8 protein-coding genes are annotated in these 18404 nt (G+C 64.3%); 1 reads left to right on the forward strand and 7 read right to left on the reverse strand.

The features are described 5' to 3' along the window. Positions 1–64 precede the first annotated feature (64 nt). The 7 genes from EN845_RS02675 to hutI all read right to left on the reverse strand — a co-directional run bounded on the left by EN845_RS02675 (position 65) and on the right by hutI (position 16950). Positions 65–1837, reverse strand: coding sequence for a glucan ABC transporter ATP-binding protein/ permease (locus EN845_RS02675; protein WP_127278652.1), 1773 nt, complete (start codon positions 1835–1837; stop codon positions 65–67). Between the two features lie 372 nt (positions 1838–2209). After that, positions 2210–10795, reverse strand: coding sequence for a glucoamylase family protein (locus EN845_RS02680; RefSeq protein ID WP_127869665.1), 8586 nt, complete (start codon positions 10793–10795; stop codon positions 2210–2212). A 289-nt stretch (positions 10796–11084) separates the two neighbouring features. After that, the gene (locus EN845_RS02685) at positions 11085–11663 is read right to left on the reverse strand and encodes a HutD family protein (RefSeq protein WP_127280373.1); all 579 of its coding nucleotides are present in this window, start codon (positions 11661–11663) and stop codon (positions 11085–11087) included. Between the two features lie 11 nt (positions 11664–11674). Continuing rightward, positions 11675–13345: a urocanate hydratase gene (gene hutU / locus EN845_RS02690; RefSeq protein ID WP_127280374.1), complete on the reverse strand. Its 1671-nt coding sequence runs from the start codon at positions 13343–13345 to the stop codon at positions 11675–11677. A 28-nt stretch (positions 13346–13373) separates the two neighbouring features. Continuing rightward, a complete protein-coding gene (gene hutG / locus EN845_RS02695) occupies positions 13374–14189 on the reverse strand; it encodes an N-formylglutamate deformylase (protein ID WP_127869666.1) in 816 nt (271 codons plus the stop codon). After that, positions 14186–15721 carry a histidine ammonia-lyase gene (hutH, locus tag EN845_RS02700; protein ID WP_127280648.1) on the reverse strand — a complete coding sequence of 512 codons (1536 nt, stop codon included), beginning with the start codon at positions 15719–15721 and terminating at the stop codon, positions 14186–14188. The genes hutG and hutH overlap by 4 nt, the downstream gene beginning before the upstream one ends. Next, complete coding sequence (gene hutI / locus EN845_RS02705) at positions 15718–16950, reverse strand: imidazolonepropionase (protein ID WP_135906787.1); 1233 nt, start codon at positions 16948–16950, stop codon at positions 15718–15720. Before hutI ends, hutH begins: the two co-directional genes overlap by 4 nt. Positions 16951–17048: 98 nt before the next feature. On the opposite strand from hutI, the gene EN845_RS02710 reads away from it, so the two are divergent. Beyond that, entirely contained in the window at positions 17049–18404 is a 1356-nt protein-coding gene (locus tag EN845_RS02710; protein ID WP_127869667.1) for a formimidoylglutamate deiminase, read from the forward strand.

Genomic DNA, 18404 nt, shown 5'->3' on the forward strand with positions numbered 1-18404 from the left:
ATCAAGCGGCGGTGTCGCAGGTTCTTCCTTCTCCCATTCGGGAGAAGGCAGAACCATCAACTGCTCAGGCGGCCTCGCCCTGCACGGAGCGGCTGAGGCGGCGGACTTCCTCGTCGTTGAGCAGGCCGCCGGCACGCAACAGGCTGGCGAAACGGCCGTTGCGCAGCGACAGTTCGGCAAAGCCACCCATCTCGACCACCTTGCCCTTGTCCATGAACACGACCAGATCGGCGTCGCGGACGGTGGTCAGGCGGTGGGCGATGATGAAGGTAGTGCGGTCGCGGCGCAATTCGTCGATCGCTTCCTTGACGCGGTCCTCGGTCTCGACGTCGAGCGCGCTGGTCGCCTCGTCGAGCACCAGGATCGGCGCATCCTTCAGCACGGCACGGGCAATGGCGATGCGCTGGCGCTCGCCGCCAGACAGCTGGCCGCCACGTTCACCGACCACCGTGTCGTAGCCATTGCTCTTGGCCAGGATGAAATCCTGCGCCGCGGCTGCGGTGGCTGCGGCATGGATCTCGTCGTTGGTCGCATCGGCACGGCCGACCCGGATGTTGTCCTCGATCGAGCGGTTGAGAAGCCCGGCATCCTGGAACACGGTGGCGATCGAATGGCGCAGCGACTTGCGGGTCACGGTGCGGGTATCGATGCCGTCGATCAGGATACGGCCGCTGGACGGCGAGAAGACGCGCTGCAGCAGGTTGATGAGCGTGGTCTTGCCCGCACCCGTCGGCCCGACGATGGCGACGGTCTGGCCGGCCTGGACCTCGAAGGACACGTCGCTGACGCCCTGCCCCGAATTGGCGAACTCGAAGCTGACATCCTCGAAACGGACATGGCCGGTGACGTTGGCCAGGTCGCGCAGGCCGTCCGGCTCGGCGGTATCGGCGGCCGAGTCCTCGAGCTTGTAGAAATCCTCGAGCTTGGCGCGGGCCTCCGAAATCTGGTTCGCGAAAGCCGACATCTGGTCGAGCCGCGAGATCAGCAGCGTGGCGAAGCCGGTGAAAGCGATGACGTCGCCGATGCGCAGCTGGCCGTGGGTGACCAGATAGGCGCCGATCAGAAGCACCACCATCATCGAGATCGTCGACGACAGGCGATTGAGCGCATTGGCGATCGCCCACCAGTCGAGCACCGGGTTCTGCGCGTCGAGCAGGTTCTTGACGTAGCTGCGCAGCGCGTCGGCTTCGTGGCCAAGACGGTTGTAGCTCTGCAGCACGGCGACGTTGCTCACCGAGTCAGTCACGTGCGCGAAAACCTTGTGATAGTGGCGCTCGACGGCGGCCTGGCCTTCCTTCGTGCGCTTCATCACCAGGCGGCCAATGCCGACATAGAGAACGCCGAGGACGAGCAGGACCATCGACATGCGCACGTCCATGCTGAGGGCCGTCGGAACCAGCAGGACGAGCGCAACAGCGGTGGACAAATGCTGGCGCATGAATTCGAGCCAAAGGCTGAATAGCGTCTCGACGGCGCGCAGCAGCGTGTGGAGAGCATTCGAGGTGCCGCGCTGATGATGCCAGGCGAGCGGCATGGTGATGACGCGCTCGAAGGACTGGCAGAGCACTTCGCTGCGCCGGGCGTGCGCGAACCGGTCGGCACCGCGCGCCACCAGCACGAAAGCGAGAACGTTGAAGGCGCCGATGCCGGCCCACACGGCAAGCGTGGAGAAGACCGAGCCTTTCGTGGAAATCGCGTCGATGACCCGGCCGAACAGGATCGGCTCGAGGATCGCGATGGCTGCCAGAGCGACGTTGGCCGCACAGATCAGCGCGACGCGCTTCTTGTCGGCAGCCAGATATCCCAGCGCTCTCCAATAGATCTGCAGAAGTGACACTTCAGCTACTCCGCCAACTCTCTATTGTGCCCAACACCAATATTGTGCACTGCACCATTTCCTGACACGTAACGGTTGATGCGTCGCAAAACAATGCCCGTCTATCGCTTCCGTTCCCATTTAGCGAACAAAAGATGACGACGATACGAAATCTGACGTGATCACCTAACGGTTTGAGATAAAAGGTGAAATGTCAGCCTTGCGGCAAAATCATGGCAGTAGCCGAGCACTGCCACATTTTTAATCACGGCAGGCTGAAGAGGCCCGGTTTCAAGGCGCCCAGCCGGCGCCGCCACGGATCACGCGCAAGTAACGAGGCGCTGCTTCGCGCGTCCCGAAGGACGCGCGATCCGGTGATCCAACCTGTTGATTTTACGCCGGTATCTTGACCACGACCTCGGTCTGGCCACCGGCCTTGGGCTCAAAGGACGCCGATTTTGTCTTCGAACCATTGACTTCGAGCGAGATCGTCTTGGTCTTTTTGTCGCGAATGACCTGCACCTTGATCTCGGCGCCCAGCATCTTGAGTGAAGCCTGATAGCCCTCCCAATGACTGGGCAGCTTCGGCCGGAACGTGATCTGCTTGCCACGCCGTTCGATGCCCAGGATGCCTTCGACCGCGGCCCGGTAAAGCCAGCCCGCCGAGCCGGTGTACCAGGTCCAGCCGCCGCGCCCTCCCTTGTCGTCCCCGGCATAGATGTCGGCCGCCACCACATAGGGTTCGACGCGGTAATGCTCGGTCGAGGCCTCGTCGAAGGCGTGGTTGACCGGGTTCAGCATCGAGAAGCAGCGATAGGCTTCATCGGTCTGTCCCATCTCCGCCAATGCAATGACGAACCAGGTGGCGGCGTGAGTGTACTGGCCGCCATTCTCGCGCACGCCAGGCGGGTAGCTCTTGATGTAGCCGGGATCCTTGTCCGTCTTCGAGAAGGGTGGCGTGAACAGCTTTACGATCTTGAGATGATCGTCGACGAGCAGCTTCGTCGCCTGCTGCATCGCCGTGGTCGACCGCGCCGGGTCGCCCTCGCCCGAAAGCACGCTCCAGGACTGAGCAATGGAGTCGATCTTGCACTCCTGCGATGTGCGTGATCCCAAAGGCGTGCCGTCGTCAAAGCTGCCGCGCCGGTACCATTCGCCGTCCCATGCCGTGCTTTCGAGTGCCCGCTTCAGGGCTTCGGCATGCTTTGCCCAGGCCTGCGCGCGCTTGGTGTCGCCCTCGGTCTTGGCGACCGCGGCGAAGTCGCCCAGCGTCTTCAGCAGGAACCAGCCCAGCCACACGCTCTCGCCCTTGCCATGCTCGCCGACACGGTTCATGCCGTCGTTCCAGTCGCCGCCGAGGATCAACGGCAGGCCGGCTGGACTGCTGCGCTTGATGGCAAGGTCGAGCGCACGCGCGCAGTGATCGTAGAGCGACACCGTCTTCTTCGAGATTTCCGGAGTGAAGAAGGCGTCGTGCTCGCCTTCACCCAGCGCCTGTCCGTCGAGGAAGGGCAGTTGCTCCTTCAGGATTGTGGCGTCGCCGGTCACCATGAGATAGCGGGCCGTGGCGTGGGCGAGCCACACCACGTCGTCGGAGATCAGGGTGCGTACGCCGGCGCCGGTGCGCGGCAGCCACCAATGTTGCACGTCGCCTTCCGGGAACTGCCGCCGCGCGGCATTGAGGATCTGGTCGCGCGCCAGCGTCGGATCATGCGCCAGCAGGGCGAGTGTGTCCTGCAACTGGTCGCGGAAGCCGAAGGCGCCGCTTGCCTGATAGAAGGCCGAGCGGGCGCGGATGCGGCAGGCAAGGCTCTGATAGGGCAGCCAGTGATTGACCATGGCATCGAGTGCCTTGTCCGGCGTCTCGACCTGGATGGTGTCGAGGAAGGCGCGCCATTCGCGCTCATTGTCGGCCAGGCGCTGGTCGAAATCCTTGCCCCGGTGCTTCTGCACCAGCGCGCTCGCCTGCGCCGGAGACTCGGCGTCGCCGAGCAACCAGATCAGCGTGACGTCGCCACCAGCGGGGATTTCGATGTCGCGGGCGATCGCCGCGCAAGGATCATCTCCGGCTTCGACGCGACCCGACAGGGCCGAACCGCTCAGCACTGCCTGCGGCAACTCGCTGGACCCGTGCCGGCCGAGGAACTCGGCCCGGTCAGTCGTCACCGAGTGGACACCGGTGTCGGCGGCGAGGAAGGCCACGCGCTCGCTGAAATCGAGCCCGTAGGGATTTTGCGCGAGCAGCGCGCCGGTGGCACCGTCACGGGATGGCACTATGGTTGCCGCGGTGCGCGACCGATGCCCGCCAAGAACCCATTCGGCATAGGCATAGACGCGCAGCCGGGCAGGTACCGGGCCGGAATTCTGGATGCGCAGCCGCGTGATCTTCACCGGATCGATGGGATCGACGACGTGCGTCAAGTCCATCGACAACGGTCCGCGCTTCGAGCGGAAGGTCGAGAAGCCCTGGCCGTGCCAGGCTTCGTAGGTCATCGAGGGATCGCGCACCACCGCGGCGATCGGCGAGAACGCCCTGCCGCTGGCCTGGTCGTAGATATAGATGCCCTCGCCCGGTCGGTTGGAGACCGGGTCGTTCGACCACGGCGTCAACTGGTAGTCACGGCTGTTGCGGCTCCAGGTGAAGGCCGCGCCCTCGGCCGAGGTATGGAAGCCGAACGAGGCGTTGGAGACGACATTGATCCAGGGCTGCGGCGTGGTGCGTCGGCCAGCCAGGCGCACCACATAGTGCCGCCCGTCACCGTCGAAGCCGCCGAAACCGTTCCACTGGCTGAGGCCGGAGCCATCGGCGCTGACATCGGCCACCGCCTGCGAGGCGAATGCATGCATCTGTACGGGCGCAGGAATTTCGCGCGGGCCTGGAAATCCTGCCGGCTGCAGGCCATCGCGCGCCTGCAGTGCGGCCGCCTCGGCTCGTTCGATCTGGTCGAAGATGGTGCCGTTGCGCGTATGCAGCACAACCCGGGCGACGGCGAGCAGCGTCTTGTAGGTGGTCTCCTCCATCAGGTCGCGGCGCACCGCGAAAATGTGCTGGCGGGGTCCGAGTTCCTTGCCGCGCAAGCGGCTGTTTTCGCACAGCGTCTCGACCGCGCGCTGCAGATCCTGGACATAGGACGAGGCCTGCTCGTTGACGACGACGAAGTCGATCATCATGCCACGGGTGCGCATATATTCCTGGAAGCGCAACGCCTGGGCAACGATCTCCAGATCGGCGACGTCGCCGATCCTGACCAGGAAGATCGGGTAATCGCCCGAAATGCTGGTCGGCCACAGGCTCGACTGCTTGCCCAATCCGGAAGCGATGGACTCGGCCGGCAGCCGCAGGAACGGATCGGGATAGATCAGATAGCGCGCCAGTTTCTGCACATTGGCCGCATCGGTCAGGCTGAGGCCCATATGGCGGGTCTGCACCTGGCTGCGCGTCCAGGCAAGCATGGCCTGGCGGGCAAAGCTCTCCTGATGGTCGAGCCGGTTTATGGCCTCCTCCAGCTCGGCGCGGTTGGCCCCGACGACGGTCCAGAAGGTCAGCGATATCTTCTTGTTGGCGGGCACGCGCACCTGACGGCGCAGCGAGGCGATGGGATCGAGCGTGAAGCCGGAATGGCCGCCCAGCCTGGCGCCTGGATCGAAGGCGGCGGCATCGACGATGGTGCGGCCACGGCCGATGAAGGCGCGCCTGTCGGTCTCGGCCTCGGCATCACGAGCCGGCCCCGACGGATCGGTGACGAAATGCACCAGGGCGACATCGGGCTCGCTGGTTTCGCGCTTGCGTCGCGTGGCGAAGATCGCGCCATTGTTGGCGGCGATTTCCGTTTCCACGAACATTTTCGAGAAGGCCGGATGCGCGTTGTCGGAAGCCTCCGATCCCAGAACCAGCTCGGCAAAGGACGTCACTTCGATGTGACGGTCGGATGTGCTCTCATTGTAGAGCGTTATGCGGCGGCCTTCGCCATTGCCTTCGGAAACGACGATGCATTCGACCTCCGAGCGTAGCGTGCCGGCCGATTTGACGAAGCTCGCCTTGTCATCGGAAAACAGGGTCTGCGTCTTTTCCTCGGGCGCGCGCCTTGGCTCCGCCGTTGCCGACCACCAGTCGCCGGTGCTGACGTCACGCAGGAAGATGTATGAGCCTAGACGGTCCTCGACCGGATCCGGCTGCCAGCGGGTCACTGACAGATCGCCCCAGCGGCTGTAGCCGGAGCCGGTCGCGGTCACCATGACCGAATAGCGGCCGTTCGACATCACATTGGTCGAACGCAGCGCCCGCACGGGATCGAGCACAATGCGGGTGTCAGGGCTCTCGGTTTCGGTCTCGTCCTTGGAGCGCTCGTCGGCCTCGGTGCGGACGGTGGCGGTCGGAATGTCGCGCGGCGCCCTCTCCTGCAGCAGCAGTTCGGCTGATTCGATGACTGGATCGCTGTGGAAGCGATCGCGCAGGCGACCTTCGAAAATGGCGTCGGCGACGGCGGCGATCGACATGCCCGAATGGTGGGCATAGTAATTCAGCACGACCGCGTGGTTGGTGCCTTCCGGCACGCGCTGCGGGGTGAAGTCGACCGCATCATAATAGCCATGGCGGCCAAGCGCGCCGATCTCGCGCAGCCGGGCCAGATTCTGCACCGCTTCGCGCGGGTTGAACTGCGCCGCCATGATCGTCGCGTAAGGTGCGATCACCGTGTTCTGGCCAAGGCCGCGCTTCAGCCCCAGCCCCGGCACGCCGAAATTGGTGTACTGATAGGTCAGTTCGCGGTCGCGGGCATTGTAGGCTGCTTCCGAGATCCCCCACGGCACGTTCTTCTGGCGGCCGTACTGCATCTGGCGCTTGATGATCAGCTTGCTGGTCTGGTTGAGGATCGAGCCTTGCGGTTCCTTCATCACCAGCGGCGGCATCAGGTACTCGAACATCGAGCCGGACCACGACATCAGCGCGCCCTGGAAGCCGATCTCGACGATGGGGCGGCCGAGCCTGAACCAGTGCTCGGTCGGCAGATCGCCCTTGGCGATGGCGAACAGGCTGGTCAGCCGCGCCTCGGAGGCGAGAAGGTCGTAGCAGCTTTCGTCGAGCTGATGTTCCTCGACCCGGTAGCCGATCGACAAAAGCTTGCGCTCCGGCCGCATCAGGAAGGCGAACTCCATCTCGAAGGCGAAACGGCGGGTGCGCTCGCGCAAGGTGAGCAGCTTGGCACGCAGAGCCTCGACCGCGTTTTCGTCGCTGTGGGCGTCATGGACGTGCGCCTCGCAGGTGGCTTCGAGCCTTGCCGCCCAGTCGACAATGACGTCACTCTGCGGCGATGCGGCCTCGGTGTGAATGGCGGTGGCGAGCTTGCGGATTTCACCGGCCAGCACCGCCAGGTTGATGGTGCGGATCGAGGCCATTTCCGGCTGTGCCTTGATCGTGTCGACGGCGCGCCGCATGCCGTCGAGGCGATCGACGAGGCGTTGGCGCAATGGGCGCAACTGACGGCGATCGTCAGGCAATTCATCTAGGCTTTCGCTCAGGATGGTCACGGTGTCGAGAATGCCTTCGAAATCACCCTGCAGGTGGACGGAAGGGGCTTCCGCCCATTCGGCGCAGGCCGCCGCCACCGCCACCAGGTGACCGGCGAGATTGCCGCTGTCGACAGCCGAGATATAGAGCGGGTAGAGCGGCTTCAGGGTCGTGGTGTCGTACCAGTTGAAGAGATGGCCGCGGCTGCGCGGCATGCTCTCGATGGTCGTCATGGTGGCATCGATGCGGGTGATGGCATCGGACAGGCTGATCCAGCCGAAATCGCGCGCCGAGACGACCGAGAGCAGGTAGACGCCGACATTGGTCGGCGAGGTGCGGGGCGCCACGACGGGCGCGGGGCTCTCCTGGAAATTGTCCGGCGGCAGATTGTGATGTTCGGCCGTCACGAAGCTCTCGAAATAATGCCAGGTGCGCCGCGCCACGGTGCGCAGGGTGTGAATATCGGCCTGCGATATACGCAGCCGGTCCTCGGTTTCGGCGGAGCGGCTGATCCAGCTGGCGATCGCCGGCGAGCCGATCCAGAACAAGGCAAAGAAGAAGGCGACGAAGGCACCGGTGGAATCGGCCAGCACCGGAATGGCGAGGCCGACAAAGCCGATGATCACGGCGCCATACATCATGCCGTAATAGGAGCCGACGTCGTTGTCGCCCGCCTTGTGCGCCTGCGAGGCGGTGCGCCATTCCAGGAGGTTCTGCCGGCTGACGAACAGCCGGTAGAGCGTGCGCACGATGGCGTCGCCCATCATCCAGGCGTTGTGTGCCATCAGCACGATCTTCAGTGCCACCATGGCGGTGCCGAAGGCGACGTCGCGCGCCAGCGCCGAGAAATGGCCGCGCGGCGTCTGGTCGCCGCTCTTGGGCAGGATGGCGTTGACCACGTCGAAGGTCGGCGCCATGAACAGGCTGAGGATCAGCAAGGCCTGCCACTGCGCGGCCTGCGTGAAGGGCAGCAAGGTCCAGCCGGCGATCGCCGCCATCACCCAGAAGATCGGCGTCAGCGAGCGGCGCAGATTGTCGACCATCTTCCAGCGCGACAAGGCCGGAACGCCGGAACGGGGGTTGAAGATGTATCCCAAAAGCTGCCAGTCGCCGCGCGCCCAGCGATGGTGGCGCGAGGCGTCGACCGAGTAGCGGGTCGGGTAGTCCTCGACAAGTTCGACGTCGGTGACCAGTGCGGCGCGCGCCAGAGCGCCTTCGAGCAGATCGTGGCTGAGGATGGTGTTTTCCTCGATGCGGCCCTGCAAGGCGGCCTCGAAGGCATCGACATGATAGAGGCCCTTGCCGGTGAAGGACCCGTCGCTGAAGACGTCCTGATAGAGGTCCGAAACAGCGAAGACGTAAGGATCAAGGCCGCGATTGGCCGAGAACACGCGCTGGAAGAACGAGGCTTCGTCGCCGCTGGTGAGTGAAGCGGTGATACGCGGCTGCAGGATGGTGTAGCCGGCGGTTACGACACGCCTGGTGGCGTCGAAATGCGGGCGGTTGAGCGGATGGCAAAGCTTGCCGACAAGGCTCGATACGGCATCGCGGGTGGTGCGGGTATCGGCGTCGAGCGTCATCACATGGACGACTTTTTCCGGCAGCGGCACTTCGAGCGGCAGGAAGGTGGTATCGCTGTCGCCGCGCAGCAAGAGGTCGAGCTCGTGCAGCTTGCCGCGCTTGCGTTCCCAGCCCATCCAGCACCCTTGAGCCGCATTGTAGAGCCGGCGGCGGTGCAGGATATAGAAGCGCGGGGCGCCTTCGGAGGGATAGCGTGCGTTGAGGCGAGCGATTTCGGCGCGGGCGAAGTCGAGAATCTCAGTGTCCGCCGCATCGATCTCGATCTTGCTGTCGGGCCAATCCGAAAGCAGCGCGAAATGGATCTCGTCCGCCAGATTGGCAAGATAGTGCACTTCGATGTTGCGGATGTTTTCCTCGACATCGTCACGCGAGCCGATCAGCGACGGCACGACCACCAGGGTGCGCGCCTCGGGCGGCACGCCGTGCCTGTAGTCGTAACCGATCAGGCGAGTCGGCTTGAGGAACAGCGAGACCACGGTGTTGAAGAAAGCGAGCGCGCCTTCGCTGGCCGGCACGGCAAACAGAGCCAGCATCAGCACGATCGACGGCACCGACAGGCCGAGATTGGAAAGGGCGTTGCCGGACAGGACGAGCAGCAGGGCGGTCAGCGCGAAGACGGGGAGCACGATGCCAAGCCAGCCCGTCTTGGCGAAGGTCCGCTTGACCGTCTGGCTGACCGTAGGCCGGTACTCGATCGCCTTTTCCAGCTCCAGCCGGCGCGGGCCAACGAGATAGAAACCGACGTCGGTATGAGCGGATGCTGCCTGGGCATCCCCCCCTTCAACGCCCTCCGCGACGGTTTCTCCGGCGGCGTGGCCGGCCAGTTCGATGGCTTTTTCGGCGACACGGTACTCCGACAGGTTCGAGCGGCGTGCCAGTTCCTCGATCGCGGTGCGGTACTGATCGCGCGAGAAGAAGTCGAGCGCGGCGAAATCGGTGCGCTCGCGCAGCACGGTATCGATGCGGCTGACGCCTTCGAACCACACCGTCCAGTCGACGTCGTTGATGAGGCGCAGACCGCGCACGATGTTGCCGGTGGTCACATTGCCGCTGGACAGCGTCTGGTGCTCGGAAATGATGATTTCCTCGGCATCCGAGCCGGTCTTTTCGAGTTCGCCTTCCAGCCACTCCAGCGCCTTGCCGGCGTTCTGCGATCCGTCACGCAGGCGATAGAGAAGCTGAGTGGCGAAGGTGGTGTCCTGCGCATGCGCGCTGAAGTTGGCGAGAATTGCCTGCCGATCCGGATTGTCGTCGGTCGCAAGCACCTTGTCGGCCACCTCGTTGGCGATCTGGCGCATCTGGCGGGTGCGGTTGACCCTGACCGCCAGGCGGCGGAGGTTCTCGATCAGCACGAAGCGCAGCAGTGACGGCAGGGCCCAGAGTTCGCCGATCTTCAGCGGCTCGACCGACTGAAAACCCTGGACGATGGACTTGAACATGGTCGCCGAGACGGAACTGTCCGAATGCGCGACATAGGTCCAGGCCAGCGCCAATGCGCGCGGCACGGTGCCGCCGTCGGGCAGTTTCAACGTCGGCAATTGCCGGTAGAAGCGGCGCGGCAGGTCGCGTTTGACCTGGAAAATGGTTTCCTCGATCAGGTAGTTGTTGTCGAGCAGCCATTGCGCGGCCGGCGTGATGGTTTCGCCCCTCGCCTGCGCGGCGTTGGTCGACCGGTAGACTTCGAGGATCTTCTTGGCGCTGTCACGGATGCGGGCCTGGAAGTCGAATGGTATCAGTCCGAACAGGTCCGTCAGATCGCCCTTGGCCAGGCTTTCGCCGAGCAGCCGGAGCCGTTCCTCCGGCAGGAATGTCGATCTTATCGGCTCTTCCGTGATGGCTGGGAAGCTCGCGCTTGTCTTCTCGATCTGGGCTGGGTTCGTCTGAATATTCATTGAAAATTCCGTAAGCGGGCACTCAGCGGCATCACCGCCACGGCAATGGCCCTAAAACCGGTTCAAATGCAATCGGTTGCATCAACCCCTATGCCGAAAGTTTGTTTCCGCACCACGACAGGGCGTCATCTTTCGAGCAAACTCAAAGACGAGCGCCCCTCGCTCCCGTCAGGACCGATCGACGGGGAGGATTCGGGCTTTTTCGTGATGCCACCGCCAGCTTACGCTATATTTCGCCGGCGTCGCGATCATGTTTGGAAACAGGCGGTAACCGTTGGCGCCAAACGTGTCAGGCGGCAGCGATTATCCGGATCACGAAAAGGATCGCATCCGGTGCGGGCTGAACCCGCAAGACAGAGGCATCAGGTCCGAGCAGCAGGGCGTCGAGCGGCCCGAGACGAATGGGCGCGGCGCCGGGGAAAATGGCATGGCCCCTGTGACAAAGGATGAGGGTGGGACCGGCCTCGGTCGCGATTTCCACGGGCGTCGAAATCGCCAGACGCTCGACCTGATGCAACATGTGGCCGCGGCGGGTCATGACGTTGAGATCGGTGATCGGGCCGGCGATCAGCGCGGCACGCGTCGGCTGGTCGGCCGGAAAGGAAAATGGCTGGGAAGCCGCTGTCATCCGCTCCGGCGGACGGCCCGCGACATCAAGCACGATCCCCTCGCCCTCCAGCACCGACAGCGTGCGGTCGATGCCGGCAAAGCTGGAGAACGGCCCGCTGCCTTCGACCCGGGCCATCGAGACGCGCCAGTCGAAATCGTCGAGCCCGGCGCCGTCGGGCGAGACGGCGATCTCGGTCGTCGTGCCGCCGCCGTTCTTCCACGGCATGACGCGGTAATCGGCGGCGCGAAGGATGCGCATCACGTCAGCCGCTACCCGAGAATGCCGGGCAGGTTGAGCTGGTGCTCCTTGGCGCATTCGATGGCGATGTCATAGCCGGCATCGGCGTGGCGCATGACGCCGGTCGCCGGGTCGTTCCACAGCACCCGCTCCAGACGTCTTGCCGCGTCAGGCGTGCCGTCGGCGACGATGACCATGCCGGCATGCTGGGAGAAGCCCATGCCGACGCCGCCGCCATGGTGCAGCGACACCCAGGTGGCGCCCGAAGCTGTGTTGAGCAGCGCGTTGAGCAGCGGCCAGTCGGAGACCGCGTCGGAACCGTCCTTCATCGATTCCGTCTCGCGATTTGGCGAAGCGACCGAACCCGAATCGAGGTGATCGCGGCCGATGACGACGGGCGCCTTGAGCTCGCCCTTGGCCACCATCTCGTTGAAGGCAAGACCCAGCCTGTGCCGGTCGCCGAGACCGACCCAGCAGATGCGCGCCGGCAGGCCCTGGAAGGAAATGCGCTCGCGCGCCATGTCGAGCCAATTGTGCAGATGGGTGTTGCCGGGAGTGAGTTCGCGTACCTTGGCGTCGGTCTTGTAGATATCCTCCGGATCGCCGGAGAGTGCAGCCCAACGGAACGGGCCGATACCGCGGCAAAAGAGCGGACGGATGTAGGCCGGCACGAAACCGGGGAAGGCAAAGGCGTTCTCGAAACCTTCGTCCTTGGCGACCTGACGGATGTTGTTGCCGTAGTCGAGCGTCGGCACGCCGGCGTTCCAGAACGCCACCATCGCCTCGACATGCTCGCGCATGGAGGCGCGGGCCGCTTTCTCGACCGCCTTGGGGTCGCTGACACGCTTTTCGCGCCACTCGGCCATCGTCCAGCCCTTCGGCAGATAGCCATTGATGGGGTCGTGCGCCGAGGTCTGGTCGGTGACCATATCAGGGCGGATGCCGCGCTTGAACATTTCGGGCACGATCTCGGCGGCGTTGCCAAACAGGCCAACGGACTTCGCCTCGCCGGCCTTAGTCCAGCGCTCGATCATTTCCATGGCCTCGTCGAGCGTCTCGGCCTTCTCGTCGACATAGCGGGTGCGCAGGCGGAAATCGATCGAATCGGGATTGCATTCGATTGCCAGACAGCAGGCGCCGGCCATGACGGCAGCCAATGGCTGGGCGCCGCCCATGCCGCCAAGGCCGCCGGTCAGGATCCATTTTCCCTTGAGATTGCCGCCATAATGCTGGCGGCCGGCCTCGACGAAGGTTTCGTAGGTGCCCTGCACGATGCCTTGCGTGCCGATATAGATCCAGGAGCCGGCCGTCATCTGGCCGTACATCATCAGGCCCTTCTTATCGAGCTCGTTGAATTTCTCCCAGGTCGCCCAGTGCGGTACCAGGTTGGAGTTGGCGATCAGCACGCGCGGCGCGTCCGGGTGGGTGCGAAACACACCGACCGGCTTGCCGGACTGCACCAGCAGCGTCTCGTCCTGGCCAAGCGTCTTCAGCGACGCAACGATTTGATCGAAATCGTTCCAGGTGCGCGCCGCCCGGCCGATGCCGCCATAGACGACCAGTTCGTTGGGATTCTCGGCGACATCAGGGTCGAGATTGTTCATCAGCATGCGCAGCGGCGCCTCGGTCGTCCAATACCGGGCGTTGAGCTTGTCACCGCGCGGCGCGCGCACTTCGCGGATATTGTGGCGAGGGTTGTTCATCATTGTCCCTTTCGGATGAGGCGGCGCGTCAGCGCCCGGCCCAGTCAATGGCGGTTTGGAGAATCTGCGTCAGCGTGGCACGGATCGGCGCGGCGAACGCGGCATCGTAGGGTACCGGCCAATTGTCCGGCGTGCCCTTCCCTTCGGGCTCGCGCATATAGCCGCGGTTGGAGAGTTCCATCTGCAGCGCATGCACGCCCTGAAGCGGCTGGCCGAAATGGCGCGTGATCCACCCGCCCTTGAAGCGGCCGTTGACGACAAAGGTTTCGCCGGTTTCGGCCATGATCTGGCTGACCGTCGCCTGCAGCATCGGATCGGCGCTCTTGCCGTCATTCGTGCCGAGATTGAACACCGGCAGTCTGCCCTGGAACAGCCGTGGCAGCACCGAGCGGATCGAATGGCAGTCGTAGAGGACAATCTTGCCATGCAAGGCGCGCAACCTGTCGATCTCGGCCCGCAAGGCGGCGTGATAGGGTGCAAAGAACTTCTCGCGGCGCTCGTCGATCTCAGACGGGCCCGGCTCTTCGCCGTCGCGATAGAGCGGATCGCCGTCGAAGGTTTCGGTCGGGCATAGGCCGGTGGTTGCCTGACCGGGGTAGAGCGAGGCGCCGGAAGGATCGCGGTTGACGTCGATGACGGTGCGCGAGATCGCGGTGTGCACGACCGTGGCGCCGAGACCGGCGGCGAAATCATAGAGATTGTCGATCCACCAGTCGCAATCGCGACGACCGAGCCATGGCGACACCAGCCGGTTTTCGAGGCCGGCGAGGTCGATGCCGGTGTGTGGGATCGACACAAGCAGCGGTGCCGTGCCTTGTTTTATTGTCAGCCAGGAAGGTGTCATCGCGCAATCCCCGGCAGCGCCACCGCGCCTGCCGCCTCCACGGCCGCGCCGCTGCGCACCATGGCGATCGCCTTTTCCATGTCAGGGTGGAAGTGCCGGTCGTTGTCGAGATGCGGCACCTCGGCGCGAACCAGCTTGCGCACGGCTTCGAGCGCTGCGCTCGAGGCCAGCGGCTGATGGAAATCGCAGCCTTGGGCGGCGGCCAGCAATTCGATTCCGATCACCGCAGTCGCATTCTCGACCATGCCGATCAGCCGGCGCGCGCCATGCGCGGCCATCGAGACGTGGTCTTCCTGATTGGCCGAGGTCGGGATGGAATCGACGCTTGCGGGATAGGCTTTCTGCTTGTTTTCCGAAACGAGTGCCGCCGCCGTCACCTGCGGGATCATGAAGCCGGAGTTGAGGCCGGGCTTGGGCGTCAGGAAGGCGGGCATGCCCGACAGCGCGGGGTCGACCAGCATGGCGATGCGGCGTTCCGACAGCGAGCCGATCTCGCAGACGGCCAGCGCGATCATGTCGGCGGCGAAAGCGACCGGCTCGGCGTGGAAATTGCCACCGGAGAGTGCCGTGTCGTCCTCGGCGAAGATCAGCGGATTGTCGGTGACGCCATTGGCCTCGGTTTCGAGCGTATCGGCGGCCTTGCGCAGGACATCGATCGCCGCGCCCATGACTTGCGGCTGGCAACGCAAGCAATAGGGATCCTGCACACGCTCGTCGCCGACCCGGTGCGACTCGCGTATGGCGCTGCCGGCCATCAAATTGCGCAGTGCGTCCGCGGTCTCGATCTGGCCGCGATGCTTTCTCAACAGATGAATGCGAGGATCGAAGGGTGCGTCGGAACCCTTTGCCGCGTCGGTCGAGAGCGCGCCGGCGACAAGCGCCGACTGGTAGAGCACTTCGGCCTCGAACAGAGCGGCCAGCGCATAGGCCGTCGAAAACTGCGTGCCATTGAGCAGCGCCAGACCTTCCTTGGCGCCCAATGTCACGGGCTCCAGCCCGTGCGAGACGAAGGCGACCTTGGCCGGAAAACGGCCATGCGGGGTAAAGCATTCGCCGACACCGATCATCACCGCCGTCATGTGCGACAGCGGGGCAAGGTCGCCGGAGGCGCCGACCGAGCCCTGCGCCGGCACTACCGGGATGACGTCGTTGGCGAGCATCGCTTCAAGCAACTCGATGGTTTGCGAGCGCACGCCGGACGCACCCTGCGCGAGGCTTGCAAGTTTCAGCGCCATCATCAGCCGGGCAACGGCGACTGGCATCGGCTCGCCGACGCCCGCGGCATGCGACAGAACGATGTTGCGCTGCAGGGTCTCGAGATCTTCGGCCGGGATGCGCACGCTGGCCAGCTTGCCGAAGCCGGTGTTGATGCCATAGACCGGCTCGCCCTTGGCAACGATCCTGGCAACGGCCTCGGCGCTTGCCTTGATCTTTGGCCGGCAGGCGTCGTCCAGTTTGGGCACGGCGCCACGGTAGATGGCGCGCCAGTCGGCCAGCGTGGCATTGCCGGGCTTCAAGGTCAGTTCGGTCATTGTCCTCTCCAGATGCGTGCATGCAGCGGGTTGAAGCCCATGCGGTAGATGAGTTCGGCGGGGCGCTCGATGTCCCAGATCGCCAGGTCGGCGGATTTTCCAGCCTCCAGCGTGCCGGTCTCGTCGAACAGTCCCAGCGCACGCGCGGCCTCGCGGGTGACGCCGGCGAGACATTCGTCGAGCGTCATGCCGAACAGGGTCGCTGCCATGTTCATGGTCAGAAGCAGCGAGGTCAGCGGCGAGGTGCCGGGATTGTTGTCGGTGGCGACAGCCATTTTCACGCCATGCTGGCGGAAGAGGCCGATCGGCGGCTTCTTGGTCTCGCGGATGAAGTAATAGGCGCCGGGCAGGATCGTCGCCACGGTCCCCGCCTTGGCCATCGCCATGGCGCCCTCCTCGTCGGTGTATTCGAGATGGTCGGCCGAAAGCGCACCATAGCGGGCGGCAAGTTCAGCGCCGTGCAGGTTGGACAACTGGTCGGCGTGGAGTTTGACGGGCAAGCCAGCCGCCTTGGCGACATCGAAGACCCGCGCTATCTGCTCGGGCGAAAAGGCAATGCCTTCACAGAACCCGTCGACGGCATCAGCCAAGCCTTCTGCGGCGACGCCGGGAAGAATCGTTTTGACGACGAGATCGATGAAAGCGTCCTTGTCGCCCTTGGCTTCGGGCGGCAGCGCATGGGCCGCGAGGCATGTGGTGCGGACCGTCACCGGGCGTTCATTGCCCAGCAGTCGCGCGGCGCGCAGCGATTTCTTCTCGTTTTCGAGATCGAGTCCATAGCCCGACTTTATTTCTACGGTGGTGACGCCTTCCGCCATCAGCGCATCGAGGCGCGGCAGCGTCTGGGCGACCAGGTCGCTCTCGCTGGCGGCACGCAAGGATTTGACCGACGAGACGATGCCGCCGCCTGCCCTGGCGACTTCCTCATAGGAGGCGCCGGCCAGCCGCATCTCGAATTCGTTGGCACGGTTGCCGGCATGGACGAGATGGGTGTGGCAGTCGATCAGGCCGGGTGTGATCCAGCGGTCTTCGCAATCGATGATCTCGCCTTGGGCAAGCCCCGAGGGCATCTCGGATTCCGGACCGGCATAGACAATGCGGCCATCACGCGCGGCCAGCGCACCATGCTCGACGATACCAAGATCGGCAGAATTTTCAGCCATGGTCGCCAGACGCGCATTGCGCCACAGGCGAAGCCCCCCTGCCCGGCTTTTGCTCTCTACAGCCATCATCTTTTCCGTTTCAATCGGTGGCGATTATGTATATACATATTGAAACGCACTGCAAGTGCCATCATCGCATGCGAGACCGGGAAGTGGAGAGAAAAGTGACCTATATCTTTGCGGAACAGGCGCTTCTCCCCAATGGCTGGAACGACAATGTGCGGATCACTTTCGCCAACGGGCGCATTACCGCCGTGGAGCCAGGGGGCACCGCGTCGGCAGGTGACGAGCGCCATGCCATTCTCCTGCCGGGCATGCCCAATCTGCACAGCCACGCGTTCCAGCGCGGCATGGCCGGGCTTGCCGAGTTGCGCGGTCCCTCCGCCGACAGTTTCTGGAGCTGGCGCGAGGTGATGTACCGCTTCGCGCTGTCGATGACTCCAGACCAGGTCGAGGCGGTGGCGGCGCAGCTCTATGTCGAAATGCTGGAGGCCGGGTTTTCCCGTGTCGGCGAGTTTCACTATCTCCATCATGACCGCGACGGAAAACCTTACGCCAACCCTGCCGAGATGGCCGAGCGCATCGCTGCCGCGGCCGGCGAAACGGGTATCGGCCTGACGCTGCTGCCGGTGTTTTACGCGCATTCCTCCTTCGGTGGTGCCGCGCCAAACGAAGGCCAGAGGCGATTCGTCAACGAAGTGGATGAGTTCGCCCGGCTTGTTGAGAAAAGCCGCGAATCGGTTCGCGCGTTGAATCAAGCTGTCGTCGGCGTCGCCCCGCACAGTCTACGCGCCGCGACGCCAGACGAACTCACGGCGGTTGCCGCCATGGCGCCAGACGGGCCGATCCACATCCATGTCGCCGAGCAGGTCAGGGAAGTCGAGGACTGCCTTGCCTGGTCCGGCGCGCGTCCGGTCGAATTTCTGCTTGGGGCTGCCGATGTCGATAAGCGCTGGTGCCTGATCCACGCCACCCATATGACGGACGCCGAAACCATCGGCATGGCCAAAAGCGGCGCCATTGCCGGCCTTTGCCCGATCACGGAGGCCAATCTCGGCGACGGCACCTTTGCCGCGCCCTTGTTCAGGGAGCATGGCGGCCGCTTCGGTGTCGGCTCCGATTCCAACGTGCTGATCGGCCTGCCCGACGAATTGCGCCAGCTCGAATATTCGCAGCGCCTCGCGCACCGCGCCCGCAATGTGCTTGCGGTAGCCGGTGGCTCGACGGGCCGCGCGCTGTTCGATGCAGCGATCGAAGGCGGCAGCGTCGCGCTTGGCGCCGGCGCATCGCAAATCGCGCCTGGTTCATCAGCCGATCTCGTCTCGCTCGACGCCCGCAATCCCTCGCTGGCGGGCAAGACGGGCGATGCGATCCTGGATGCGTGGATCTTCGCCAATGCCGGCAAAGTGGATTGCGTCTGGGTGCACGGGCAAAAGCAGGTCAGCGGCGGCAGGCATGCGAAGCGCGAGGAGATCGCCGAGCGGTTCCGCCAGGTGATGACCGCGCTTTCCCGAAGCTGA

The sequence above is a fragment of the Mesorhizobium sp. M8A.F.Ca.ET.202.01.1.1 genome (genome assembly GCF_004791595.1).
Classification (GTDB): domain Bacteria; phylum Pseudomonadota; class Alphaproteobacteria; order Rhizobiales; family Rhizobiaceae; genus Mesorhizobium.

Excerpts from the sequence above, each read along its gene's own strand:
- EN845_RS02680 (WP_127869665.1), bottom strand. The coding sequence starts at position 10,795 with ATGAATATTCAGACGAACCCAGCCCAGATCGAGAAGACAAGCGCGAGC.
- EN845_RS02685 (WP_127280373.1), bottom strand. The coding sequence starts at position 11,663 with ATGCGCATCCTTCGCGCCGCCGATTACCGCGTCATGCCGTGGAAGAAC.
- hutU (WP_127280374.1), bottom strand. The coding sequence starts at position 13,345 with ATGAACAACCCTCGCCACAATATCCGCGAAGTGCGCGCGCCGCGCGGT.
- hutG (WP_127869666.1), bottom strand. The coding sequence starts at position 14,189 with ATGACACCTTCCTGGCTGACAATAAAACAAGGCACGGCACCGCTGCTT.
- hutH (WP_127280648.1), bottom strand. The coding sequence starts at position 15,721 with ATGACCGAACTGACCTTGAAGCCCGGCAATGCCACGCTGGCCGACTGG.
- hutI (WP_135906787.1), bottom strand. The coding sequence starts at position 16,950 with ATGGCTGTAGAGAGCAAAAGCCGGGCAGGGGGGCTTCGCCTGTGGCGC.